Genomic DNA, 25,132 nt, shown 5'->3' with positions numbered 1-25,132 from the left:
CCGCCAGCCGTACGGCGTGTCCGCCGAATGCGCCGACGATCAGGGGGCCCGGTTCTACCTCGGCGAGTTCTGAGCGTCGGGGTTGGCGATCCGGACGGGCGCCCCGTCCAGCCAGGCGACGACGGCCTCGATGGTGTCCGCGTAGAAGGCGCCGAGCATTTCGCGGGTGACGTACCCGAGGTGGGGGGACAGCGTCACGTTCGCCAGCGCCCGCAGCGGATGGTCGGGCGGCGGCGGTTCGGTGTCGTAGACGTCGAGCCCGGCCCCGGCGATGCGGCCGGTTCGCAGCGCGTCGATCAGCGCGGCCTCGTCCACGATCGGGCCGCGCGAGGTGTTGATCAGATAGGCATGCGGCTTCATCAGGGCCAGCTCGGGCCGGCCGACCAGCCCGCGGGTGCGTTCGGAGAGCACCAGGTGGATCGAGACCACGTCGGCCTCGGCGAACAGGGCCGCCTTCTCGACCCGGCGGGCACCGGCCGCCGCGGCGGCCTCCTCAGTGAGGTTCTGGCTCCACGCAATCACTTGCATGCCAAACACTTTCGCGTATTCAGCCATGCGCTTGCCGGTCCGGCCCAGGCCGAGCAGCCCAAGCGTCTTGCCGGACAACGTCATCCCGGTTGTCGACTGCCATCCCCCGTCGCGCATCCGCCGATGCTCCTCGGCCAGATTGCGCACCGTCGCGATCAGTAGCCCCCAGGCCAGTTCGGGGGTCGCGTCGCGAACCGCGGCGAACCGCGGGTTGGCGAAGTCCGAGTGGGCGACCAGCACGCCGCGTTCGGTGGCCGCGGCCATATCGAGGTTGGGCAGGCTCCTGCCCACGATGGTGATCAGCTTGAGGTTCGGCAGCCGCTCGATGAGTGTGCGCGGCAATGCCATCCGCTCGCGCATGGTGCAGATCACGTCAAAGGGCCGCAACGCGTCGGCAGCCTCGGCCTCGGACAGGTGACGGTCGAAAACCGTTACGTCCGAACGGGTCCGCACCGGCGACCAGTCGGCGAGGTCGAGCGCCACGCCCGCGTAGTCGTCGAGTATCGCGACCTTGGGAAGCGTCAGCCCAGCACCTCGCCGATGGGCGCGGCGGCGGCGATCTTGGCGCGGACCTTCATGACCTTGCCGGGCATCCCGCCACCGACCACCCCGACCAGCACCCCGTCCCGCTCGTAATACGCCAGGAACTTGCGCCCGTCGTCCTCGACGAGGTGCACGGTGTCGGTGGCCTCGGGCTCCCCCAGGCACTGGATCTTGACGTCGTACTGGTCGCTCCAGAAATACGGCACCACCACGGCCGACGGCACGTCCTGCCCGAGCATCGCGGGCACCACCACCCGGGCCTGGTCGGCGACGTTGCTCCAATGTTCCACGCGCGCTTGGTGTCCCGTCGTATCGCGCCAGGAGGCGACGTCGCCGAGCGCCCACACGTTCGGCGCGCTGGTGCGTCCGGCCTCGTCGCAGATGACCCCGTTATCGACGTCGACACCGCTGCCCTCGAGCCATTCGGTCGCCGGTCGCGAGCCGATGCCGACCACTACGAGGTCGGCGGCGAGCTCCGCCCCGTCGGTCAGCACCACGGTGTCCACGTGCCCGTCGCCGCGCACCTCCGCCACCCCGAGGCCGAGCCGGACGTCGACGCCCTCGTCGCGATGCAGCCGCGCCACCAGCTGCCCGATCTGCTCGCCGAGTATCGCGGCCAGTGGCGTCGGCTGGGGCTCGACCAGCACCACGTCCACGCCCAGGCTGCGCAGGCTGGCCGCCACCTCGCAGCCGATGAAACCGGCGCCGACGACGACGGCGCGCTGCGCCTCGGACGCGTGCTCGCGCAACGCCATGCTCTCGTCGAACGAGCGCAGCACCCGGATCCCGTCCAGGTCGGGAAACGCCGGGATGCGCCGCGGCACCAGTCCGGTTGCGATGACGAGTTCGTCGTAGCCGAGCGCCGTCCCGTCGGCCAGCGTCACCGTCTGCTTGACCGTGTCCAGCGCGGTGGCGGCCGACCCCAGCCGCAGCGTGATGTCCTTCTCGTCGTACCACTCGCGCGGTTTGAGGGCCACGTCGTCGACCTCTTTGCGCAGCACCTCCTTGGACAGGGGCGGGCGGTCGTAGGGCAGGTGCACCTCGTCGCTGACGATCGTGATCCGGCCGGCGTATTCGGACCGGCGCAGTTGCTCGGCCGTGCGGGCCGCGGCCAATCCGCCGCCGACGATCACGATGCCTTTTTCAGTCACGTGGTGTTCATACCACGATGCCCGGTCAGTACTTCAATGCGCCCTTGTCGACGGGGACCTGGGTGCCCGACAGCGTGCCCGACCCGTCGCCGGCCAACCAGACGACGACGTCGGACACCTCGTCGGGCGTCATGAATCCCTTGTACTGCATCGGCATTGGCGGGAAGCTGTGCACGTAACGGGGGTGCTTGGCAAAGATTTCCATCATCGCCTCGGGCTCGATCATCGGGGTTTCGACCGAATAGGGGTGGATGGAGTTGACCCGGATGCCGTATTCGCCGAGCTCGATCGCCAGGGTGTTGGTCAGGCCCGTGAGCCCGAATTTGCTGGCGGCGTAGTGGCCGTTGCCGGGCGTGGCCTTCAGGCCCGCCGCCGAGCTGACGACGACGATGGAACCGCCGTTGCCGGCCTCGATCATCGCCGGGATCGCCGCGCGCAGGGTGCGCCAGGTGCCGGTCAGGTTGATCCCGATCACGGTGTCCCACTGCTCGTCGGTGAGCTCCCAGACCCGGCCCCAGCCCAGCACCCCGGCGTTGGCGACCAGGACGTCGAGCCGGCCGAATTGTTCGACGCCGTCGGCGACGAGTTGCCGCAGCGCCGCGTCGTCCCGGATGTCGACCTCCCGGGCCAGCACTTTGCGGCCCTCGGCTTCGACCAGGCGGACGGTCTCGCTGAGATCCTCGGGCGTCGCCGGCGTGTAACTCAGGGTGTCCGAGGCCCGCGCGCAGATGTCGAGCGCGATGATGTCCGCGCCTTCGCGGGCAAGCCGCACCGCGTGCGACCGTCCCTGCGCCCGGGCGGCCCCGGTAACGAACGCCACCCGTCCTTGCAGTGATCCAACCTGTGCAGCCACGAGGACAGGCTAGCAGCGGAACTGAAACGTGTTCTAGTGCGGCTCCGGTTCAGATTTCCGAGATGATCTGGGCCCGCCGGCTGTTGTACTCCTGGTCGGTCAGCGCGCCGCTGGCGCGAAGCGTCTCCAGCTCTTGGAGCCGCTGGGCGATCGACGGTTGCGCGGGCGTCCCGGCCGGCACGGGACCGCCGGCCGCCGCGGGCTGGGGTGCCGGCGCCTGCTGTGCGGCCGCGCGGCGCACCACCGCCTGGATCTGCTGGCGCACCACCGGATTCGACCGGAGGTCGCCCGCCTGGTTCAGCGGGATGTTGTTGGCCTTGAGGATCTGCAGGATCTCCATCAGCGGGCCGGCCTGCCCGCTGAGGTCGTAGGTCCGGTTGTCCTCGGTCAGGGTGAACTGCGCGGGCACCAGCCCGTTGACCAAAGCGCTTCGCTCCCAGTCGATGCGGTATTCCTGGGTGGTGGGGTTGACCAGCACCACCACCTTGCGGGCGTTGAGGTTGCCGAGCCGGGTGAGGTGGGCGATGACCCGGTCCTCGCTGTCGAACGGCAGGAACCCGGGCCCGGAAATGTGCAGGTGCACCTTGACCACCTGCTGATTGTTGATCCACGTCCCGGTCTCGGTGAGCCCGGTGATCTGGGCGAGCGCCAGCACGCCGCTCTGCTCGAGCTCGGCGTTCTTGGCGGACGACTTCGCCCCGAAGTTGGCCAGCGCGATCGCTATCACCACGTCGGCGACGGTGATCAGCAGGCCGACGTAGAGCATCCAGGCCAGCAGGTCGCCGAACCCCATGGTGAAGTAGACGACCAAAAAGATCGGCCCGACCAGGCCGCCGCACAGCAAAACGATCAACTGTGCTTTCAGGTAGCGCGCCAACACGTGTCTCTCCTCGTCTCGCTGGGAAGTCCGTGTCAGATTAACGCCGTCGCCAGCGGGACGCTCGCAAAGCGAGGGCCGGTCACTCCTCGGCGGGTTCGGACGACCCGGCCGGCGCGGGAGAGTACGCCGGTGTGCCGGGTCGGGCGGCCGCGGCGGGGGCGGCGGATCCCGGCGTCGGCAGGCCCGCCAGGGGGGTGACCGCCGGGGCGGACGCCACGGGGGTTTCGCCGATGCCGAGGTCTTCGGCGGCGGCGGTCTCGACGGCACCGCCAGACTCGGCCAACGCGCCGCTGCCACCGGTCGCGGGAACGGCGCCGAGGTTCTGGCCGGCGACCAGGCTGCCCGTGAGGCCGGCCCCGCCGGGACTGAACGTTCCGCCGGTTCCGGCAGCCGCCGCGGCGGGATCGGCGCCGACGCTGCTGATCAGCTGCCCGGCCGCGCCGCTACCCCCGGCACCGAATGCGCCGGGTCCGACACCGGCGGCCGCCGCCGGGGACCCGCTGGCGCCGGTGGCGGCCTGGATGGCCACCCCCGCCGCCTGGGCGGGCGCACTGAGCGCGCTCGTCGCCCCTTGCTCGAGGGTCTGCAGCGGCGACGCGTTGGTGGCCTCGGCGAGCGCATATTGCACCCCGCCGCTGCTCATGAGTTCGACGAACTGCTGGTGGAACAGCGCCGCCTGGGCGCTGAGCGCCTGATAGACCTCCGCGTGGGCGCCGAACAGCGCGGCTATGCTCGCCGACACCTCGTCGGCGCCGGCGGCCAGGACCCCCGACGTGGGGCCCGACGCGGCCACGTTGGCGGAGCTGATGGTCGAACCGATGTTCGCCAGGTCGGATGCCGCCGCTGCCAGGTATTCGGGCGTCGCGAAGACGAACGACATCCGAACCTCCAGGGCAGGCCGCTCAACAAGGGCAATCGCCGGTCATTAGACACGGACGCAATAGGCTAAATCTATATTAACCCGCGCGGCCCGCCTCCAGTTTCGGCAATTGCGAGGGCCCGGAAAGCGCGAAACCCGGGCGTCCCGTGAGGGGAGCCCGGGCTTCGCGCGAACGAGATTTACTTGATGATCTTGACGACCCGGCCGGCGCCGACGGTGCGGCCACCCTCACGGATCGCGAACCGCAGGCCCTCGTCCATGGCGACGGGCTGGATCAGCTTCACCGAGATGTTGGTGTTGTCACCGGGCATCACCATCTCGGTGCCCTCCGGCAGCGTCACCACACCGGTCACGTCGGTGGTGCGGAAGTAGAACTGCGGACGGTAGTTGTTGAAGAACGGCGTGTGCCGGCCGCCCTCGTCCTTGCTCAAGATGTAGACCTGGCCCTCGAACTCGGTGTGCGGCGTGGTGGTGCCGGGCTTGGTCACGACCTGGCCGCGCTCGACGTCCTCACGCTTGATGCCACGCAGCAGCAGCCCGACGTTGTCGCCGGCCTGGCCCTGGTCGAGCAGCTTGCGGAACATCTCCACACCGGTGACGGTCGTCTTGGTGCTGGTCGGGCGAATGCCGACGATCTCGACTTCCTCGTTCACGTTGATGACGCCGCGCTCCACACGACCGGTGACCACGGTGCCGCGGCCGGTGATGGTGAAGACGTCCTCGACGGGCATCAGGAACGGCTTGTCGGTCTCGCGGACCGGGTCCGGAATCGACTCGTCGACCGCGTCCATGAGCTCCTCGACGGACGAAACCCACTTGGCGTCACCCTCGAGCGCCTTGAGCGCGGAAACCCGCACGACGGGGGCGTCCTCGTCGAACTCCTGGGCGGCCAGCAGTTCGCGGACCTCCAGCTCGACGAGCTCGAGCAGCTCCTCGTCGTCGACGGCGTCGGCCTTGTTCAGCGCGACCAGGATGTAGGGCACGCCGACCTGACGGGCGAGCAGCACGTGCTCACGCGTCTGCGGCATCGGGCCGTCGGTCGCGGCGACCACCAGGATCGCGCCGTCCATCTGGGCGGCGCCGGTGATCATGTTCTTGATGTAGTCGGCGTGGCCCGGGGCGTCGACGTGCGCGTAGTGACGCTTGTCGGTCTGGTACTCGACGTGCGCGATGTTGATGGTGATACCGCGCTGGCGCTCCTCGGGGGCGTTGTCGATCTGGTCGAACGCCTTCGACTCGTTCAGGTCCGGGTACTTGTCGTGCAGGACCTTGGTGATAGCCGCGGTCAGGGTCGTCTTGCCGTGGTCAACGTGACCAATGGTCCCGATGTTGACGTGGGGCTTGGTCCGCTGGAACTTCGCCTTCGCCACTGTTATGTCCTCCGACTTGTTGGTGCTTTGTTAAGCAGTGTTGATTTTTTGGGTTTCGGCCGCGGTGTTAACCGGGCCAGCTTACTTGTACGCGCTAAAGCTGATTGCTCGGCTCCTCACTCGTGAGCTTCGCTCACTCGCCGTCGCCTTCGACCTCACTGGCCCGTCGCCTTCGCGATGATCTCCTTCGACACGTTCGCCGGAACCTCGGCGTACGAGTCGAACACCATGGAGTAGTTCGCCCGGCCTTGAGTCTTGGACCGCAGGTCGCCGACGTAGCCGAACATCTCCGACAGCGGCACGTGCGCCTTCACGACGCGCGCACCCGCCCGCTCCTCCATGGCCTGGATCTGGCCACGGCGGGAGTTCAGGTCGCCGATCACGTCGCCCATGTAGTCCTCGGGCGTGGTGACCTCGACGGCCATGATCGGTTCCAGAATCACCGGCTGCGCTTGCGCGGCAGCCTTTTTCAGCACCTGCGAGCCGGCGATCTTGAACGCCATTTCCGACGAGTCGACCTCGTGGAAGGCGCCGTCAAGCAGGGTGACCTTGAGGTTCACCAGCGGATAGCCGGCCAGCACGCCGTACTGCATGGCGTCCTGCGCGCCGGCGTCCACCGACGGGATGTACTCGCGCGGGATGCGCCCACCGGTGACCTTGTTCTCGAACTCGTACGTGGCACCGTCTTCGCCGTGGAACGGTTCGAGGTTGATCAGCACCTTCGCGAACTGGCCCGAGCCGCCGGTCTGCTTCTTGTGGGTGTACTCGACCTTCTCCGCCACGCGGCGGATGGTCTCCTTGTACGCCACCTGCGGCTTTCCGACGTTGGCCTCGACCTTGAACTCGCGGCGCATGCGGTCCACGAGGATGTCCAGGTGCAGCTCGCCCATGCCGCCGATCACGGTCTGGCCGGTCTCGACGTCCTGGTGCACCTTGAAGGTCGGGTCCTCCTCGGCGAGCTTCTGGATCGACAGGGAGAGCTTCTCCTGGTCGCTCTTGGTCTTCGGCTCGATGGCCACCTCGATCACCGGGTCGGGGAAGGTCATCGACTCCAGCACGATCTGATGGTTCGGGTCGCTCAGGGTGTCGCCGGTGGTGGTGTCCTTCAGCCCGATCACGGCATAGATGTGGCCGGCCGAGGCGGTCTCCACCGGGTTCTCCTTGTTGGAGTGCATCTGGAACAGCTTGCCCAGCCGCTCCTTCTTGCCCTTGGTGGCGTTGATGACCTGGCTGCCGGAATCGACCTTGCCCGAGTACACCCGGACGTAGGTCAGCTTGCCGAAGAACGGGTGCGTGGCGACCTTGAACGCCAGCGCCGAGAAGGGCTCGTCGGTCGACGGGTTGCGCACGACCTCCTCGTCCTCGTTGCCCGGCGCGTGCCCGACGGCCGGCGGCACGTCCAGCGGCGAGGGCAGGTAGTCGATCACGGCGTCGAGCATGGGCTGCACGCCCTTGTTCTTGAACGCGCTGCCGCACAGCACCAGGTAGGCCTCGGAGCTGATCGTGAGCTTGCGCAGCGCGGCCTTGATCTCCGCGACCGACAGCTCCTCTCCGCCGAGGTACTTCTCCAGCAGCGCCTCGTCGGTCTCGGCGACCGCCTCGAGCAGCTTGGTGCGGTACTCGTCGGCCTTCTCCGCCAGGTCGGCCGGGATGTCGATGGTGTCGTAGGTCTCGCCGAGCTTGGTCTCGCCGCGCCACACCTTGGCCTTCATCTCGACCAGGTCGACGACGCCCTCGAAGTCACCCTCCGAGCCGACGGGCAGCTGGATCGGAATGACGTTGGCGCCCAGCCGCTCCTCCATGGTGCGCACGGAGAAGTAGAAGTCGGCGCCGATCTTGTCCATCTTGTTGACGAAGCAGATGCGGGGGACGTCGTACTTGTCGGCCTGCCGCCAGACCTGCTCGGACTGCGGCTCGACGCCCTCCTTGCCGTCGAAGACGGCGACGGCACCGTCGAGCACGCGCAGGCTGCGCTCGACCTCGACGGTGAAATCGACGTGGCCGGGCGTGTCGATGATGTTGATCTGGTTGCCGTTCCAGAAGCAGGTGGTTGCCGCGGAGGTAATGGTGATCCCCCGCTCCTGCTCCTGCTCCATCCAGTCCATGGTGGCGGCGCCGTCGTGCACCTCACCGATCTTGTAGCTGATGCCGGTGTAGTAGAGGATGCGCTCCGTCGTCGTCGTCTTGCCGGCGTCGATGTGCGCCATGATGCCGATGTTGCGGACCTTGGTGAGGTCGGTCAGCACGTCCTTCTGTGCCACAGAAGTCTTCCCACTCTTTCGATTGCTTGGTTGCTGTCTAGTTGCGCCCGGCGACTCTGCCGAATGTCGCCGCCTCCGCGGCTCCGCGCGCGGTGCCCTCTACCAGCGATAGTGCGCGAAGGCGCGGTTGGCCTCGGCCATCTTGTGCGTGTCCTCACGCCGCTTGACGGAGGCCCCGAGGCCGTTGCTGGCATCCAGGAGTTCGTTTGCCAGCCGCTCGATCATGGTCTTCTCCCGGCGTTGCCGCGAGAAGCTGACAAGCCAGCGCAGCGCCAGCGTGGTCGACCGGTCGGGACGCACCTCGACGGGCACCTGATAGGTCGCACCACCGACGCGGCGGCTGCGCACCTCCAGGGCGGGCTTGACGTTGTCGAGAGCACGCTTGAGCGTGATCACGGGGTCGGTGCCTGTCTTTTCCCGCGCTTGCTCGAGCGCTCCATAAACAATGCGCTCGGCGAGCGATTTCTTCCCCTTGAGCAGAACTTTGTTGACCAGCTGGGTGACCAGCTGCGACCCGTAGACCGGGTCGTTGACCAACGGACGCTTGGGCGCGGGCCCCTTGCGCGGCATCAGCTCTTCTCCTTCTTGGCGCCGTAGCGGCTACGAGCCTGCTTGCGGTTCTTGACGCCCTGGGTGTCGAGCGAACCGCGGATTATCTTGTACCGAACACCGGGCAGGTCCTTAACCCGGCCACCACGCACCAGCACCATGGAGTGCTCCTGCAGGTTGTGCCCCTCGCCGGGGATGTACGCCGTGACCTCGACCTGACTCGTCAGCTTGACGCGCGCGACCTTCCGAAGCGCCGAGTTCGGCTTCTTCGGGGTGGTGGTGTACACGCGGGTGCATACGCCACGGCGCTGCGGGCTGCCCTTCAGAGCCGCGGTCTTGACCTTTCCGATCTTGTCCCGACGACCCTTGCGGACCAGCTGCTGAATGGTTGGCATCTAGGAGGCTTTCTGTGTTGAAGTGTGCGTTCTGGCTCAGCTTTTAAGTCTGTGTACTGCAGTTTTGTCCGGCCTCGGACTAACTCGTGTACCCCGCGGCCGGGTGTGTCGCAAGCGCTCAGCACGGAGTTCGATCCGATGCGTCGTGGACATGCGAATTAGCCCGGCATCCGCTTCCTTACGTCAGGCGCCGTAAGCCGCCAGGCACGAGCTACCACAATACCCGCCGCCGGTCTCGCAGGTCAAAGCGGCCGTGGCGATCGCAAGCGCGGCGTAGCCGGGCGCCGCGGGTCGCCACCATCGGGGCCCGTGGCGATCGCAAGCGCGGCGTAGCCGGGCGCCGCGGGTCGCCACCATCGGGGCCCGTGGCGATCGCAAGCGCGGCGTAGCCGGGCGCCGCGGGTCGCCACCATCGGGCTCAGTCCGGTGCGGCCCGCTGGTGCGCGGAGCGCCTTTCCAGCGCCTCCAAACCCCGAGCCAGCCGCAACACCATATCGGAGAACAGGGCGTCGGTGTCGATGTCGTCCATGACACCGGTCATTTCCAGCAACACGAAGCCATGCATCGCGGACCAGAACTCCAGCGCGGCGTGGAACGCCTCGACGCCGTCCAGACCGTAGGACGCCAGCACGGCGATCACCGGCGCGGCGGCGCCCCTGGTGGCGGCCGCGTACTCGGGGTCGTCACCGCCCAGCGGCATCCGGGTGAAGGCCGAGTACCGACCGGGGTGGTGATGCGCGTAGCTGCGGTAGGCGGCCGCCATGACGAGCACCGCGTCGTCGCGGGCGCGCCCCTCCCCGACCCGGTTCAGCATCGTGATGATGTCGTCGATGACCCGGATCCGCACCGCCCGGCGCAGGTCCTCCAGGCTGTCCACGTGGTTGTACAGCGACGGCCCCTTGGTGCCCAGCTGCGTGGCCAGCGCGTTGATGGTCAGCGAGTCCCAGCCCTCCCGGTCCAGGAAGGTCAGCGCGCCGTCGACGATGCCGTCGCGGCTCAGTTTCGCCGGGCGGGACCCCGACTTCCCGGCGCGCTGGCGCCCAGCCGCCGCCGGCGGTTCCGGAGCTGCCATGCGATCGCCCTTCGATTGATCCCGGGTGGGTTAACTAATGACTCTAGTTGACGGCGGCCGGGAAACTCGTAGGCTCATTCGAGCGGATTCACCCGTGTTAAAAGGGGGCGTGCAGTGAACTGGACAACCGTCGCCGGGCCGCTGGTCACCTGCGCCGTCATCGTCGCCGTCCCCGCGCCGGCCGCGGACGCCAAGAACGGCGACACGCACGTCACCGGGCAGGGCGTCGACCAGACGCTGGACTGCAACGACGCCACTCTGATCGTCAACGGCACCGGGAACACCGTCAACGCCAAGGGAAACTGCTGGGCCGTCACGGTGATGGGGTCGGGCAACACCGTCATCGCGGACTCGGTCACCCACGACATCACCGTGTACGGATACGACGAGACCGTCTTCTACCACGGCGGCACGCCCATCCTGTGGGATCGCGGACGCGAACTGGGCATGACCAACCGGCTCCAGCAGGTGCCGGGCTGAGGCACGGCACATTCAACTCCGGAATCGAGGATCAATGCGTGACCACATCACCGACCGCTCGTCCAGGCTGGCCGCGTTGGCCCTCGCGCCGGCCGCCGCGGCCTTAGTGCTGGCGGCCTGCAGCTCGACGGCCAATCCGCCCGGCGGCACCACGGCGACCACGACGAAGAGCTCCGCCACCACGACGAGCGGAGCCGCGGCGCCGACGAGCTCGGGCGGGGCGAGCACGACCGCCTCCGTCGAGATCGGGAACTCGTTGAACTACGGGTCGATGGGGACCACGGCGACGCTTGACTGCGCGAACGGCAAGTCGCTCAACGTCGGTGGCTCCAACAACACGCTGACCGTCACCGGCACCTGTGTGACGGTGACCATCGGCGGTGCCAACAACAAGATCACGATCGACAAGGTCGACACGCGCATCAGCGTGGTGGGGTTGAACAACACCGTCACCTACAAGGACGGCGAGCCCAAGGTCGACAACCTCGGCTCGGGCAACACGATCAGCAAGGGCTAGGGCTGCCACGCTAATTCGCCGCCGCGCCGTGGCGCCCGGCCCCCGCGGCGAACCTCCCGGCCCCTTCCGCCGCCTCCGCGGCGACGCGCGCGATGCTGGCGAATTCGAAATCGATCGCCTCCGATTCCGGCCTGCCCCACTGCGCCAGCGCCGAGAGCCGATCCGACCGCAGGCACTGTTGCGGCAGGGCCGCGAGCTGAGCCGCCAGTTCCTCGGCCGCTTGTCGCGCTTGGCCTTTGGGCACGACGCGGTTGGCCAGCCCAATGGCCAGCGCCTCGTCGGCCTGGACGCCGCGACCGGTGAGGATCATGTCCATGGCGCGGCTCTGCCCGATGAGCCGGGGCAGCCGCACGGTGCCGCCGTCGATCAGCGGGACTCCCCAGCGCCGGCAGAACACGCCGAACACGGCGTCCTCCTCGGCGACCCGCAGGTCGCACCACAGGGCCAGCTCCAGGCCGCCGGCGACGGCGTAGCCGCTCACCGCGGCGATCACCGGCTTGGACAGCACCATCCGCGTCGGCCCCATCGGCCCGGGGCCGGTGCGGTGCACGGCGTTGGCGTCGGGCGTGCCGAAGGACTTCAAATCGGCTCCGGCGCAAAAGGTTCCGCCGTCGCCCCACAGCACAGCCACCGATGCGGCGTCATCGCGGTCGAACTCCTCGAACGCGGCGAAGAGCGCCGCCGCGGTGGGGCCGTTGACGGCGTTGCGCGCCGCCGGCCGATCGAGGATGACCGTGGTCACCGGACCGTTTCGCTCGATACGCACCAGGTCGCTCATTTCGCCTCCACTAGTCGGGGTAGGTTGCGTCGCTGCGCCAGCTCGGTGGCGAAGTCGTGGTAAGCGTCGCGCAGCCGGTCGCCGGGCCAATCGGCGGGCAGCAGTTCGGCCGGCAACATCGGATCGGTGAGCAGGTGACGCACGATTGCCGCGGCCGCCAGGAACCGGCCTGGAATGTCCGACGCGGTCGCCATCTCACCGAGCAGCCGATGGCCGGTTTCGGCCCACCCGGGCAGGTCCCACAGCTCGCCGGCCAGCTCGGCGGGCGCGTCGTCGCGGGCCCGCAGCGTCCGCACCCGGGCCGCGGCATCCGGGTCCAGCTCCGAGCGCAGGTTGTCGGGCCGCATCCAGACGCCTTCGCGGAGCTCGCCAAAGCGGTTGTCGTGCATGGCGGTTCGCAACGCCGCCCGGGTGCGGGCGTCGCCGCCCACGCTGGTCACGATCAGCACCAGCCAGTCCCCGCGCCACGGCCGGGTTTGGGGGCGCATGGCATCGTCCTGCCGGCGTTGGCGCGCCAGCAATCGATCCGAGAGCCGGTAGCCGTCGGCGGACCGGATCAGGTCGCCCGCGCCGACCATGCGGGTCAGCGCCACCCGAAGCGCGGTCTCCTTGATGCCGAAATCGGCAGTGAGACCGATCAATTCGCCGGCCGTGGCGCACGCGGGGTGGGCGCCGAGCAGCACGCTGAGCACCACCGACCGGGCCGTCATGTCCGGCATGGCCCTACACCTGTGACGCGCGGCGGCCGTGGTCGCCGAAGGGCTCGTCGCGATGCCGAACCGCCTCGCGGAAGCCGTGCTCGACCGCATCGGCCACGAAGGCGTGCCCCTCGGGGGTGTGCCGCGCTACCCCGTCGAACACCGTGCTGACCATCCTGCTGGTGGCCACCCCCTGCTGCAGCAGAACCGAATTGAGCGCGAGCTTGACCATGATCAACTGGTTGACGGGCACGGCGGCGATCCGTTCGACCAGCCGCTCGGTCCGCTCGTCGAGGTCCTCGGGGTCCGGGGCCTCCACCGCCAGGCCCCACTCGGCGGCCTGCGCGCCGGTGATGCAATCGCCGGTGAGCAGCAGGCGTTTCGCGCGCTGGTCGCCGAGCCGGTGGGCCCACAGACCGGCCGCCGGGACGCCCCACACCCGGGTCGGCGGGTAACCGATCTTGGCGTCGGCAGCGGCGATCACCTGGTCGGCGTGCAGCGCGATGTCGGTGCCGCCGGCCACGCAGTACCCGTGAATCTTGACCACCGTCGGCTTGTCGGCGTGCATCAGGCTGGAGAACCCGCGCACGAAGCGGCTCATCATCTGGTAGTCGATCATCGGGTCCCACGGCTGATTCGGCAGGTGGTTGATGCCCTGGGTTTTCCCGTCCAGCACGGTGCCCTGATAGGCGCCGGTCCCCCCGGCCGACCCGGTGCGATCGGCGTAGGCGGACAGGTCGAAGCCCGCGCAGAAGCCCTCGCCGCGCCCCGACACGAGGATGACGTGGACGCCCGGGTCGAGGTCGGCGCGCTCCACCAACGCCGAAAGCTCCAGCGGGGTGTCCGCGACGATCGCGTTGCCCTTTTCCGGCCGGTTGAAGGTGATGCGCGCGACCCGATCGGTGACCTCGTAGGTCATCGTCTTGAGGTTGTCGAAGTCCACGGGCCTGATCGCGTGAGTCATCTTGTGGCTCAGCCCTTTACCAGGGAGCGCTCCAAGATGGGGGCCAGGTCTAGCCCGGCCGGCATCGTGCCGAATGCGCCGCCCCACCGGCCGTCGAGCCGGGTGGCCAGGAACGCCTCGGCGACGGCCGGGTGCCCGTGCCGCACCAGCAGCGAACCCTGCAGCGCCAGGCAGATGTCCTCGGCGACCTTGCGGGCGCGGTAGGCGATGTTGTCCAGGTCGGCTAGGTGCTGCCGCAGCTTTTCGACGTGGCCGTCCAGCCGGCGATCCTGACCCGCGGTTTTGCCCAGCTCGCCGAACAGGACCTCGACGCACTCGGGGCGAGTTGCCATGGCGCGCAACGTATCCAGCGCACTGACGTTGCCCGAGCCCTCCCAGATGCCCATCAGCGGCGCCTCGCGGAACAGTCGCGGCATGCCGGAGTCCTCGACGTAGCCGTTTCCGCCCAGGCATTCCAGCGCCTCGGCGGCGTGCGGGGTGGCGCGCTTGCACACCCAGTACTTGCTGGCGGCCAGGCCGATCCGGCGCAGCAGCGCCTCCGTCGCGTCGCCCCGGATCGCGTTGTCGGTGGCGCCGGCCATCCGCATCGCGACGATCGTGGCGGCCTCGGCCTCGACGGCCAGGTCGGCCAGCACGTTGCGCATCAACGGCTGGTCGATCAGGTAGGCGCCGAACGCCTTTCGGTGCTGGGCGTGATGGATGGCGCGAGTCAGGCCGGTGCGCATGCTGGTGGCAGAGCCGAGCGTGCAGTCCAGCCGGGTCAGGTTGACCATCTCGATGATGGTGGGGACGCCGCGGCCCTCTTCACCCACCAGCCACGCGACCGCGCCGTCGTACTCCACCTCGCTGGAGGCGTTGGCATGGTTGCCGAGCTTGTCCTTGAGCCGCTGCAGGAACATTCGGTTGCGCGTGCCGTCGGGGAGGATCCGCGGCAGCAGGAAGCAGGACAGCCCGCCCGGGGCCTGCGCCAGCACCAGGAAGATGTCGCACATGGGCGCCGAGGTGAACCACTTGTGGCCGGTCAGGCTGTAGCTGCCGTCTCCGTTCGGGGTCGCCTGGGTGGTGCCCGCGCGCACGTCGGAGCCGCCCTGCTTCTCGGTCATCGACATGCCCGCGGTGATGCCGGCCTTCGTGGTGGCCAGCTTCAGCTCGGGGTCGTACTCGCGACTGGTCAGCAACGGCTCGTAAACGGCCGCCAGCTCGGGGTTGTAGCGCAGGGCCGGGACGACGGCGTACGTCATAGAGACGGGGCAGGTGTGTCCGGGCTCGACGTTCCAGACCGACATCTTGGCGGCGCGCACCACGTGCGCGCCCGGGCGCGCGTCCGCCCAGGGCGCCGCGTGGATGCCGTGGCCGATCGCCGCGCGCATCAGCTCGTGATAGGCCGGGTCGTACTCGATCTCGTCGATGCGGTGCCCGTACTGGTCGTGGGTGTGCAGCACCGGCCGGTTGCGGTCGGCGAGCTCGCCCCACCGCTGCGCCTCGCGGCTGCCGGCGAGCGCCCCGAGCTCGTTCACCTCTTCGGCGCCCCACTGCCCGCCCTCGCGGATCAACGCCTCGACAAGAACGGCGGAGGTGGCCGGGTTGTAGTTCTCCAGGGGCGGAACCTGGTTGGTCACGACATGGGTATCAGGCATGCACTCATGTTACATTTTTCCGACAGTCGCACAAGAGCTGTAATGATCAGCGCGGGTGCGCCGCGAAGAATTGCCACAGCGTCTGGGTCGCGAACGGCGGCCACTCGTGGCCGCCGCCGTCGACGGTGACGAGGACGACGCCACGGTTTTCCGCGCACGACGCCGCCGAGGTGGTGACGGGGCCGCTGGTGGTCGCGGTCGCGGCGCCGCATTGGTCGAGGTTGCGCCAGAACGCATTGACGTCGGGCACCGACGGGCCGTTGATGACGCTGAAGCCCTGCCCGCCGGCGTACGGGACGAGCCGATCGGCCGTGCCGTGAATGTGGACGACCGATGTCGGACGCGGGCTGCGGCACGCGTTCAACTGGGTGCCGGCGACCGGGCCGATCGCCGCGAAGATGTCGGTGGTGCACGCCAGCGTGAAGGACATGATGGCGCCGTTGCTCATGCCGGTGGCGTACACCTTGGCGTGGTCGATGCCGACGTTGCGGGCGATGTCGGCGACGGCCGCGCTGATGAAGGCGACGTCGTCGACGCCTTCCCGTCCCGGCCGGCCGCAGCAACCCTCCCCGTCGACGTTCCAGGCCCGGTCGAACCCATCCGGATAAGCGACGACGAATTTGGCCGAATCGGCTAAACGGTCCCAGTCGTAACCCCTTTCGGCCTGCGCGGCGCTGCCGGAATAGCCGTGCATGACGACCACCAGTGCGGCCGACGCGGGCGCCCCCGCGGGCTTGTAGAGCCGATAGTCGCGATCGTGGCCGCCCACGTTGAGGTGGTGCAGGCTGGTGCCGGTGACGAAGCCCGACGGGAGCTCGCGCCACGGCGCGCAACCGGCGACCAGCAGGACCACGCCGAGAAGCGCCGTGAGCCGACCGCGCATGGGCCCGCGGATCAGCCGCCGGTGTTTTCCCGCAGGAACGCGATGTCGTCCTTGCGGCCCTCGTCGGCGGTCTCGCAGATCACCGGCGCGTCGGCGGCCTTGACCACCGCGACCAGCAGGTCGGGGTCGATCTGACCGGTGCCGAAGTTGGCGTGCCGGTCGGCGCCCGAGCCCGCGGCGTCGCGCGAGTCGTTGCAGTGCACCAGGTCGATGCGGCCCGTCAGCGCCTTGATCCGGTCGACCGCGTCGATTAGCTCCTCACCCGCGGCCCACGCGTGGCAGGTGTCCAGGCAGAAGCCGATCCCCTTGTCCCCGATGTGATCCCACAACCTGCCGATGGTGTCGAAATAGCGGGCCATCGCGTGGTCGCCGCCGGCGGTGTTCTCCAGGTACACCTGCACATCGGATTCGAGATAGTCCAGCGCCTTGACCCAGCGCTCGAACCCGGCCTCCATGTCGTCGTCGTCGGCGTGGCCGCCGTGCACGATCACCGCCGTCGCGCCGATCTCCGCGGCCGCGTCGCAGGTGTCCTGCAGGATCTTGCGCGACGGGATACGGATGCGGTTGTTGGCCGAGGCCACGTTGATGAGATACGGCGCGTGGACGTACAGCGGGATGGTCGACGCCTTCAGCGCCTCGGCGTCGTCGCGCGGCTTGGGCTTCTTCCAGCTCTGCGGGTTGCCGAGGAAGAACTGCACCGCATCGGCGCCGTCGGCCTGCGCGGCAGCCAGGGGATCGTCGGAGTGGACGTGCGAACCGATGAGCACGAGGGCCAGTGTAGTGAGGGGCGCCGACGCGAGCGTCACGCCAGTGCAACGTTGGGTCGCGATCGCCACGCTGGCGCGACGCTCGGCAACGAAAAAGCCCCGGGCATACAGCCCGGGGCTTTTCGTTCGTCGACTAGCGGTAGTCGGAATACCCGTAGTCGTCCAGCGGAACCGCGGCTCCGGTGGCCTGGCCGAAGTCCGGGCTGTAGTAGTGATCCTCGTACGACGGGATCGTGTACGCCGCGGCCCGGGCCTCCTCGGTCGGCTGCACCTGGATGTTGCGGTAGCGGTTGATGCCGGTACCGGCCGGGATCAGCTTTCCGATGATCACGTTCTCCTTCAGACCGTTGAGCTTGTCGCTGCGGCAGTTGATCGCCGCATCGGTCAGCACTCGGGTGGTCTCCTGGAACGACGCCGCGGACAGCCACGAGTCCGTGGCGAGGCTCGCCTTCGTGATGCCCATCAGCACCGGACGGCCGGCGGCGGGCTCGCCGCCCTCGGCCACCACCCGGCGGTTCTCCGCCTCGAACTCCGCGCGGTCGATCAGCGAGCCGGGCAGGAACTCCGTCGAGCCCGAGTCGATGATGGTGACGCGGCGCAGCATCTGGCGAACGATCACCTCGATGTGCTTGTCGTGGATCGACACACCCTGGGCGCGGTAGACCTCCTGGACCTCGCGGACCAGGTGGATCTGCACCTCGCGCGGGCCCTGCACGCGCAACACCTCGTGCGGGTCGGCCGAGCCCTCCATCAGCTGCTGGCCCACCTCGACGTGGTCGCCGTCGGACAGCACTCCCTCGGACCCGTCCTCGTGCTTGTACACACGCAGCCGCTGCCGCTTGGAGAGCTTGTCGTAGACGACCTCCTCGCCGCCGTCGTCGGGAACGATGGTGATCTTGTAGAACCGCTCACCGTCCTCGAGGCGCACCCGGCCGGTGACGTCGGCGATCGGCGCCTTGCCGCGCGGCACGCGGGCCTCGAACAGCTCCTGAACCCGGGGCAGACCGCCGGTGATGTCCTCACCGACACCACCCTGGTGGAAGGTCCGCATCGTCAGCTGGGTGCCGGGCTCACCGATGGACTGCGCCGCGACGATGCCGACGGCCTCGCCGATGTCGACCAGCTTGCCGGTGGCCATCGAGCGCCCGTAGCACGTCGCGCAGACGCCGGTGCCGGTGGTGCAGGTGAGCACCGAGCGCACCTTGACCTGCGTGATGCCGGCCGCCAGCAGCGCGTCGATCTCCGGGTCACCCAGGTCCTCGCCACGCGCGACGACGACGTTGCCCTTCTCGTCGACCGCGTCGGTGCCCAAAGTCCGCGCGTACGCCGAGGTTTCGATGTACGGATCGCGGATCAGCGTGCCGTCGGGCTGACGCTCGGCCAGCTCGACGACGATGCCGCGCTCGGTCTCGCAGTCGTGCTCGCGGACGATGACGTCCTGGCTCACGTCCACCAGACGACGGGTCAGGTACCCGGAGTCGGCGGTACGCAACGCGGTGTCCGCCAAGCCCTTTCGAGCGCCGTGCGTGTTGATGAAGTACTCCAGCACCGTCAGGCCCTCACGGAACGAGGACTTGACCGGACGCGGGATGAACTCACCCTTCGGGTTGGTCACCAGGCCCTTCATGCCGGCCAGCGTTCGGGTCTGGGTGAAGTTACCCGTGGCGCCCGAGTCGACGATCGTGATGATCGGGTTGTCGGCCGGGTAGTGCTCGCGCAGCGCCTGACCGACCTCGTCGGTGGCTTCCTTCCAGATCTCCACCAGCGCCTCGTTGCGCTCGTCGTGGTTCAAAGCACCACGCTGGAACTGCTTTTCGACCTTGTCGGCGCGCTCCTCGTACTGGTCGAGGATCTCCTTCTTGCGCGGCGGGACCAGCACGTCGGCCATCGAGACCGTGACACCGCTGCGGGTCGCCCAGTAGAACCCGGCGTCCTTGAGCTTGTCCACGGTCTGCGCGACCACGATCATCGGGTAGCGCTCGGCCAGGTCGTTGATGATCGCGGCCTGCACCTTCTTGTGCATCTGCTTGTTCACGAACGGGTAGGCCACCGGCAGCAGCTCGTTGAACAGCACCCGGCCCAGCGTGGTCTCGGCCATCCAGGAGTCGCCCGGCTGCCAGCCGTTGGGGAACAGCTCCGCTTCGATCTCGGCGGGCGGGCGCAGCTGGGTCAGCCGCACCTTGATCTTGGCCCGCACCGAGAGCACACCGCGGTCCGACGCCATGATCGCCTCCGCGGGCGAGGAGTACACCCCGACCTCCGGCTGGTCCTTGGCGGCCGGTGAGTATTCGCCGGTGTCGCCGTCGACCTCGGTGGTCAGGTAGTACAGCCCGGTCACCATGTCCAGTCGGGGCATGGCCAACGGGCGACCGGAAGCCGGCGACAGGATGTTGTTCGAGGACAGCATCAGGATGCGGGCCTCGGCCTGCGCCTCCGCGGAAAGCGGCAGGTGCACCGCCATCTGGTCACCGTCGAAGTCGGCGTTGAACGCCTCACACACCAGCGGGTGCAGCTGAATCGCCTTGCCCTCCACCAGCATCGGCTCGAAGGCCTGGATGCCCAACCGGTGCAGGGTGGGCGCGCGGTTCAGCAGCACCGGGTGCTCGGCGATGACCTCTTCGAGCACGTCCCACACCTGGGGACGCTGCCGCTCGACCATCCGCTTGGCGCTCTTGATGTTCTGCGCGTGGTTGAGGTCGACGAGCCGCTTCATCACGAACGGCTTGAACAGCTCCAGCGCCATCAGCTTGGGCAGGCCGCACTGGTGCAGCTTGAGCTGCGGGCCGACCACGATGACCGAACGGCCGGAGTAGTCGACACGCTTACCGAGCAGGTTCTGGCGGAACCGGCCCTGCTTGCCCTTCAGCAGATCCGACAGCGACTTCAGCGGACGGTTGCCCGGCCCGGTGACCGGGCGGCCGCGGCGGCCGTTGTCGAACAGCGCGTCCACGGACTCCTGCAGCATCCGCTTCTCGTTGTTGACGATGATCTCGGGCGCGCCGAGGTCGATCAGCCTCTTGAGGCGGTTGTTGCGGTTGATCACCCGGCGGTACAGGTCGTTGAGGTCGCTGGTGGCGAACCGGCCACCGTCGAGTTGGACCATGGGGCGCAGCTCCGGCGGGATCACCGGCACCGCGTCGAGCACCATGCCCATCGGCGAGTTGCCCGACTGCTGGAAGGCGGCGACCACCTTGAGGCGCTTGAGGGCGCGAAGCTTCTTCTGCCCCTTGCCGTTTCGGATGACGTCACGCAGCGAGTCGGCCTCGGCGTCGATGTCGAAGTTCTCGATCAGCTTCTGGATCGACTCCGCGCCCATCGCACCGGTGAAGTACTCGCCGTAGCGGTCGACGAGCTCGCGGTAGAGGTTCTCGTCGACGATCAGCTGCTTGGGGGCCAGCTTGGTGAAGGTGTTCCAGATGTCCTCCAGCCGGTCCAGCTCACGCTGGGCGCGGTCGCGGATCTGGCGCATCTCGCGCTCGCCGCCGTCGCGAACCTTGCGTCGCGCGTCGGCCTTGGCGCCCTCGGCCTCCAGCTCGGCCAGGTCCGCCTCGAGCTTTTGCGCACGCGCCTCGAGTTCGGCGTCGCGCTGGTCCTCAACTCCCTTGCGCTCCACCATCATTTCGGCCTCGAGCGTGGACAGCTCGTTGTGGCGCATCTCGTCGTCGACGGACGTGATCACGTACGCGGCGAAGTAGATGATCTTCTCGAGGTCCTTCGGCGCCAGGTCGAGCAGGTAGCCCAGGCGCGACGGCACACCCTTGAAGTACCAGATGTGCGTGACGGGCGCCGCCAGCTCGATGTGGCCCATCCGCTCGCGGCGCACCTTGGCGCGCGTCACCTCGACGCCGCAGCGCTCACAGATGATGCCCTTGAAGCGGACGCGCTTGTACTTGCCGCAGTAGCACTCCCAGTCCCGAGTCGGTCCGAAGATCTTCTCGCAGAACAGGCCGTCCTTCTCCGGCTTCAGCGTGCGGTAGTTGATCGTCTCCGGCTTTTTGACCTCGCCGTAAGACCATTGCCTGATGTCCTCCGCGGTGGCCAGGCCGATACGGAGTTCATCGAAGAAGTTGACGTCGAGCACGTAACTCCCTTTCCCCTTGCGGGTTTAGATACCTAAAAGTAATAACTGCCAGGTCCGCTAAGCCAGATCTTCGACGGACGCGGATTCGTTGCGGGACAAGTTGATTCCCAGGTTGGCGGCGGCCCGCTCAAGGTCCTCGTCCTCGCCCTCGCGCAGCTCGATGGCCGCGCCGTCGGACGAGAGCACCTCGACGTTGAGGCACAGCGACTGCAGCTCCTTGAGCAGCACCTTGAACGACTCGGGGATGCCCGGCTCGGGAATGTTCTCGCCCTTGACGATCGCCTCGTACACCTTGACCCGGCCGACGGTGTCGTCGGACTTGATGGTCAACAGCTCCTGCAGCGTGTACGCGGCGCCGTAGGCCTGCATGGCCCAGCACTCCATCTCACCGAACCGCTGGCCACCGAACTGCGCCTTACCGCCCAGCGGCTGCTGGGTGATCATCGAGTACGGACCGGTGGAGCGGGCGTGGATCTTGTCGTCCACCAGGTGGTGCAGCTTCATGATGTACATGAAGCCGACGGTCACCGGGTACGGGAACGGCTCGCCGCTGCGGCCGTCGAACAGCACTGCCTTGCCGTCGCCGTTGACGAGCACCTCACCGTCGCGGTTGGGCAGCGTGGCCGACAGCAGCCCCTGCAGCTCGGCCTCCTGCGCGCCGTCGAACACCGGCGTGGACACGATGGCGTTCGGCTCGGCGTGCAACAGGTCCTCGGGCAGGTTGGCGGCCCAGTCGGGAACGCCCTTGCCGGTGTCCACCTTCCAGCCGCTGTGCGCGCACCAGCCGAGGTGCGTTTCCAGGATCTGGCCGATGTTCATCCGTCGCGGCACACCGTGCGTGTTCAGGATGATGTCCACCGGGGTGCCGTCCGGGAGGAACGGCATGTCCTCGACCGGCAGGATCTTGCCGATCACGCCCTTGTTGCCGTGCCGGCCGGCGAGCTTGTCGCCGTCGGAGATCTTGCGCTTCTGGGCCACGTACACGCGGACCAGCTCGTTGACCCCGGCCGGCAGCTCGTCGTCGTCCTCGCGGGAGAACACCCGGATGCCGATGACCTTGCCGGACTCGCCGTGCGGCACCTTCAGCGAGGTGTCGCGGACCTCGCGGGCCTTCTCACCGAAGATCGCCCGCAGCAGCCGCTCCTCCGGGGTCAGCTCGGTCTCACCCTTCGGGGTGACCTTGCCGACCAGGATGTCGCCGTCGCGAACTTCGGCCCCGATCCGCACGATGCCGCGCTCGTCCAGGTCGGCGAGGACCTCGTCGGAGACATTGGGGATGTCCCGGGTGATCTCCTCGGCGCCCAGCTTGGTGTCGCGGGCATCGATCTCGTGCTCCTCGATGTGGATCGAGGTCAGCACGTCCTCTTCGACCAGGCGGTTGGAGAGGATGATCGCGTCCTCGTAGTTGTGGCCCTCCCACGGCATGATCGCCACCAGCAGGTTCTTGCCCAGCGCCATCTCACCGTTTTCGGTGCAGGGGCCGTCGGCGATCACCTGGCCGGCCTCGACGCGGTCCCCCGCGTCGACGATCGGCGACTGGTTGGCGCAGGTGCCGTGGTTGGAACGGGCGAACTTGCGCATCCGGTAGGTGTGCCGGGTGCCGTCGTCGGCCATCACGGTGATGTAGTCCGCGGAGACCTCCTCGATCACCCCGGCCTTCTCCGCGACGACGACGTCGCCGGCGTCGATCGCGGCACGCAACTCCATGCCGGTGCCCACCAGCGGCGCCTCGCTGCGCACCAGCGGAACCGCCTGGCGCTGCATGTTGGCACCCATCAGGGCGCGGTTGGCGTCATCGTGCTCGAGGAACGGGATCATGGCGGTGGCCACCGACACCATCTGGCGCGGCGACACATCCATGTAGTCGACCTCGGACGACGGCACGTACTCGACCTCGCCCGCCTTGCGGCGGACCAGCACGCGCGGCTCGACGAACCGGCCGCTCGCGTCGATCGGCGAGTTGGCCTGCGCCACCACGTGGCGGTCCTCCTCGTCGGCGGTCAGGTAGACGATCTCGTCGGTAACGACCCCGTCCACGACCTTCCGATAAGGCGTCTCGATGAACCCGAACGGGTTGACCCGCGCATACACCGAGAGCGAGCCGATCAGACCGATGTTCGGACCCTCCGGGGTCTCGATCGGGCACATGCGGCCGTAGTGCGACGGGTGCACGTCACGGACCTCCAGGCCGGCGCGCTCACGGGACAGACCGCCGGGGCCCAGCGCCGACAGGCGGCGCTTGTGGGTGAGACCGGACAGCGGGTTGTTCTGGTCCATGAACTGCGACAGCTGGCTGGTGCCGAAGAACTCCTTGATCGCGGCGACCACCGGCCGGATGTTGATCAGCGTCTGCGGCGTGATGGCCTCGACGTCCTGGGTCGTCATCCGCTCGCGGACGACGCGCTCCATTCGGGACATGCCGACCCGGATCTGGTTCTGGATCAGCTCGCCGACCGTGCGCAGCCGCCGGTTGCCGAAGTGGTCGATGTCGTCGGTCTCCACCGGCACCTCGACGCCGCCGGGGACGGTCATCACCGACTGCCCCTCGTGCAGGCGAACCAGGTACTCGATGGTTGCGACGACGTCCTCTTCGGTCAGCGTGGTCGTCGTGATCGGGTTCTCGGTGTTCAGGCCGAGCTTCTTGTTGACCTTGTAGCGGCCCACCCGGGCCAGGTCGTAGCGCTTCTCCTTGAAGAACAGGTTCTCCAGCAGGGTCTGCGCGGACTCCTTGGTCGGCGGCTCGCCCGGGCGCAGCTTGCGGTAGATGTCCAGCAGCGCCTCGTCGGTGCCGGCGGTGTTGTCCTTCTCCAGCGTCGACATCATGATCTCGGAGAAGCCGAACCGCTCGGTGATCCGCTCGGTGGTCCAGCCCAGCGCCTTGAGCAGCACGGTGACCGGCTGGCGGCGCTTGCGGTCGATGCGCACGCCGACGGTGTCGCGCTTGTCGACGTCGAACTCGAGCCAGGCCCCGCGGCTGGGGATCACCTTGACGCTGTGCAGCGTCTTCTCGGTGGACTTGTCGATCGTCTCGTCGAAGTAGACGCCGGGCGAGCGCACCAGCTGGCTGACGACGACGCGCTCGGTCCCGTTGATGATGAAGGTGCCCTTCTCGGTCATCATCGGGAAGTCGCCCATGAACACCGTCTGGCTCTTGATCTCGCCGGTGTTGTTGTTGATGAACTCGGCCGTGACGAACAGCGGGGCCGCGTAGGTCATGTCCTTGTCTTTGCACTCGTCGACCGGCGCCTTGACCTCGTCAAAGCGGGGATCGGAGAAAGACAGCGACATCGAGCCCGAGAAGTCCTCGATCGGCGAGAGCTCGTAGAGGACCTCTTCGAGGCCGCCCACCGGGTTGGCCCCTGCCGTGCTTCCCGCGCGGGCCACAGCGCTCTCGCGCCAGCGCGGCGACCCGATCAGCCACTCAAAGGAGTCGGTCTGCACGTCAAGGAGCCCCGGAACCTCAAGCGGTTCGCGGAGCTTGGCGAAGGAAACTCGGTTGGGTGCTCCGGGCACGGAGCCGTTGGTGGAATTTGAGTTTTTGGAACTCTGGTGGCGACTCTTGCTCTGGCGGGAATCTGCCAAGATGCGTCCTTCCAGCACCTCGTGCGACTCACGACCCCGGGGAAACCGGCTGCGTTCGCCGCATCAATTTGTCGGTACGGCTGGCGAACGATCTGCCCAGATCTCACGCGCGCAACTAAATAGCTAAGCCGCGGGAGGGGGCTCAGGCTAAGACCACAGTGTCAGGTGGCGGGTGAGGTGGGCAGGAGGTAGCCAGCGCAACGTCCAACAATAGCGCAGGACCGCGCATTCCTCAACTACCCACAACAATCAGCCCAGGGACA

At 68.0% G+C, this 25,132-nt stretch carries 20 protein-coding genes; 2 read left to right on the top strand and 18 right to left on the bottom strand.

Features of this window, described 5'->3' with window-relative positions; translation table 11 throughout:
* Positions 1–54: 54 nt before the first annotated feature.
* From AC5Y4S_RS00430 to AC5Y4S_RS00385, 10 genes are all read right to left on the bottom strand, one after another.
* Positions 55–1,053, bottom strand: coding sequence for a D-2-hydroxyacid dehydrogenase family protein (locus tag AC5Y4S_RS00430; RefSeq protein WP_500031993.1), 999 nt, complete (start codon positions 1,051–1,053; stop codon positions 55–57).
* Positions 1,050–2,222, bottom strand: a complete 1,173-nt coding sequence (locus tag AC5Y4S_RS00425) for an NAD(P)/FAD-dependent oxidoreductase (RefSeq protein WP_500029160.1) — start codon at positions 2,220–2,222, stop codon at positions 1,050–1,052. Before AC5Y4S_RS00425 ends, AC5Y4S_RS00430 begins: the two co-directional genes overlap by 4 nt.
* A 25-nt stretch (positions 2,223–2,247) precedes the next feature.
* Complete coding sequence (locus AC5Y4S_RS00420; RefSeq protein WP_068187607.1) at positions 2,248–3,075, bottom strand: mycofactocin-coupled SDR family oxidoreductase; 828 nt, start codon at positions 3,073–3,075, stop codon at positions 2,248–2,250.
* A gap of 49 nt (positions 3,076–3,124) precedes the next feature.
* Entirely contained in the window at positions 3,125–3,955 is an 831-nt protein-coding gene (locus tag AC5Y4S_RS00415; protein ID WP_500029159.1) for an SHOCT domain-containing protein, read from the bottom strand.
* Positions 3,956–4,034: 79 nt separating this feature from the next.
* The gene (locus tag AC5Y4S_RS00410; RefSeq protein ID WP_500029158.1) at positions 4,035–4,835 is read right to left on the bottom strand and encodes a PE family protein; all 801 of its coding nucleotides are present in this window, start codon (positions 4,833–4,835) and stop codon (positions 4,035–4,037) included.
* A gap of 179 nt (positions 4,836–5,014) precedes the next feature.
* The gene (tuf, locus tag AC5Y4S_RS00405; RefSeq protein ID WP_066934798.1) at positions 5,015–6,205 is read right to left on the bottom strand and encodes an elongation factor Tu; all 1,191 of its coding nucleotides are present in this window, start codon (positions 6,203–6,205) and stop codon (positions 5,015–5,017) included.
* A 155-nt stretch (positions 6,206–6,360) separates the two neighbouring features.
* Positions 6,361–8,466, bottom strand: coding sequence for an elongation factor G (gene fusA, locus AC5Y4S_RS00400; protein ID WP_500029157.1), 2,106 nt, complete (start codon positions 8,464–8,466; stop codon positions 6,361–6,363).
* Positions 8,467–8,565: 99 nt separating this feature from the next.
* Complete coding sequence (rpsG, locus tag AC5Y4S_RS00395; protein WP_067012878.1) at positions 8,566–9,036, bottom strand: 30S ribosomal protein S7; 471 nt, start codon at positions 9,034–9,036, stop codon at positions 8,566–8,568.
* Complete coding sequence (gene rpsL, locus AC5Y4S_RS00390; protein ID WP_003879423.1) at positions 9,036–9,410, bottom strand: 30S ribosomal protein S12; 375 nt, start codon at positions 9,408–9,410, stop codon at positions 9,036–9,038. Before rpsL ends, rpsG begins: the two co-directional genes overlap by 1 nt.
* A 418-nt stretch (positions 9,411–9,828) precedes the next feature.
* Positions 9,829–10,482, bottom strand: a complete 654-nt coding sequence (locus AC5Y4S_RS00385) for a TetR/AcrR family transcriptional regulator (protein ID WP_500029156.1) — start codon at positions 10,480–10,482, stop codon at positions 9,829–9,831.
* Positions 10,483–10,596: 114 nt separating this feature from the next.
* On the opposite strand from AC5Y4S_RS00385, the gene AC5Y4S_RS00380 reads away from it, so the two are divergent.
* Both AC5Y4S_RS00380 and AC5Y4S_RS00375 read left to right on the top strand, forming a co-directional pair.
* On the top strand, positions 10,597–10,962 hold the full coding sequence (locus AC5Y4S_RS00380; RefSeq protein WP_085190785.1) for a DUF3060 domain-containing protein: 366 nt from the start codon (positions 10,597–10,599) through the stop codon (positions 10,960–10,962).
* A 34-nt stretch (positions 10,963–10,996) separates the two neighbouring features.
* A complete protein-coding gene (locus AC5Y4S_RS00375) occupies positions 10,997–11,479 on the top strand; it encodes a DUF3060 domain-containing protein (RefSeq protein ID WP_500029155.1) in 483 nt (160 codons plus the stop codon).
* A gap of 10 nt (positions 11,480–11,489) precedes the next feature.
* Here the strand turns inward: AC5Y4S_RS00375 and AC5Y4S_RS00370 are convergent, their stop codons facing one another.
* The 8 genes from AC5Y4S_RS00370 to rpoB form a co-directional block, all read right to left on the bottom strand.
* On the bottom strand, positions 11,490–12,257 hold the full coding sequence (locus AC5Y4S_RS00370; protein WP_500029154.1) for a crotonase/enoyl-CoA hydratase family protein: 768 nt from the start codon (positions 12,255–12,257) through the stop codon (positions 11,490–11,492).
* Positions 12,254–12,976, bottom strand: a complete 723-nt coding sequence (locus tag AC5Y4S_RS00365; protein ID WP_500029153.1) for a PaaX family transcriptional regulator C-terminal domain-containing protein — start codon at positions 12,974–12,976, stop codon at positions 12,254–12,256. Before AC5Y4S_RS00365 ends, AC5Y4S_RS00370 begins: the two co-directional genes overlap by 4 nt.
* A 4-nt stretch (positions 12,977–12,980) precedes the next feature.
* Positions 12,981–13,919 carry a crotonase/enoyl-CoA hydratase family protein gene (locus AC5Y4S_RS00360; protein ID WP_500029152.1) on the bottom strand — a complete coding sequence of 313 codons (939 nt, stop codon included), beginning with the start codon at positions 13,917–13,919 and terminating at the stop codon, positions 12,981–12,983.
* A gap of 8 nt (positions 13,920–13,927) precedes the next feature.
* Positions 13,928–15,556: an acyl-CoA dehydrogenase family protein gene (locus AC5Y4S_RS00355; RefSeq protein WP_500029151.1), complete on the bottom strand. Its 1,629-nt coding sequence runs from the start codon at positions 15,554–15,556 to the stop codon at positions 13,928–13,930.
* A gap of 46 nt (positions 15,557–15,602) precedes the next feature.
* Complete coding sequence (locus tag AC5Y4S_RS00350) at positions 15,603–16,439, bottom strand: extracellular catalytic domain type 1 short-chain-length polyhydroxyalkanoate depolymerase (RefSeq protein WP_500029150.1); 837 nt, start codon at positions 16,437–16,439, stop codon at positions 15,603–15,605.
* Between the two features lie 11 nt (positions 16,440–16,450).
* Positions 16,451–17,206, bottom strand: coding sequence for a deoxyribonuclease IV (locus tag AC5Y4S_RS00345; RefSeq protein ID WP_068104604.1), 756 nt, complete (start codon positions 17,204–17,206; stop codon positions 16,451–16,453).
* 133 nt (positions 17,207–17,339) lie between these two features.
* A complete protein-coding gene (locus AC5Y4S_RS00340) occupies positions 17,340–21,287 on the bottom strand; it encodes a DNA-directed RNA polymerase subunit beta' (protein WP_068177345.1) in 3,948 nt (1,315 codons plus the stop codon).
* Positions 21,288–21,344: 57 nt separating this feature from the next.
* Entirely contained in the window at positions 21,345–24,869 is a 3,525-nt protein-coding gene (gene rpoB, locus AC5Y4S_RS00335; protein ID WP_500029149.1) for a DNA-directed RNA polymerase subunit beta, read from the bottom strand.
* Between the last annotated feature and the right edge of the window lie 263 nt (positions 24,870–25,132).

Source organism: Mycobacterium sp. NGS64, from assembly GCF_059812245.1.
This window is presented reverse-complemented; position numbering and strand designations above follow the sequence as displayed.

Bases quoted from the DNA above. Each gene is read 5' to 3' on its own strand.
- AC5Y4S_RS00410 (WP_500029158.1), bottom strand. From the start codon at position 4,835: ATGTCGTTCGTCTTCGCGACGCCCGAATACCTGGCAGCGGCGGCATCC.
- rpsG (WP_067012878.1), bottom strand. From the start codon at position 9,036: ATGCCGCGCAAGGGGCCCGCGCCCAAGCGTCCGTTGGTCAACGACCCG.
- rpsL (WP_003879423.1), bottom strand. From the start codon at position 9,410: ATGCCAACCATTCAGCAGCTGGTCCGCAAGGGTCGTCGGGACAAGATC.
- AC5Y4S_RS00385 (WP_500029156.1), bottom strand. From the start codon at position 10,482: ATGGCAGCTCCGGAACCGCCGGCGGCGGCTGGGCGCCAGCGCGCCGGG.
- AC5Y4S_RS00375 (WP_500029155.1), top strand. From the start codon at position 10,997: ATGCGTGACCACATCACCGACCGCTCGTCCAGGCTGGCCGCGTTGGCC.
- AC5Y4S_RS00370 (WP_500029154.1), bottom strand. From the start codon at position 12,257: ATGAGCGACCTGGTGCGTATCGAGCGAAACGGTCCGGTGACCACGGTC.
- AC5Y4S_RS00365 (WP_500029153.1), bottom strand. From the start codon at position 12,976: ATGCCGGACATGACGGCCCGGTCGGTGGTGCTCAGCGTGCTGCTCGGC.
- AC5Y4S_RS00360 (WP_500029152.1), bottom strand. From the start codon at position 13,919: ATGACTCACGCGATCAGGCCCGTGGACTTCGACAACCTCAAGACGATG.
- AC5Y4S_RS00355 (WP_500029151.1), bottom strand. From the start codon at position 15,556: ATGCCTGATACCCATGTCGTGACCAACCAGGTTCCGCCCCTGGAGAAC.
- AC5Y4S_RS00350 (WP_500029150.1), bottom strand. From the start codon at position 16,439: ATGCGCGGTCGGCTCACGGCGCTTCTCGGCGTGGTCCTGCTGGTCGCC.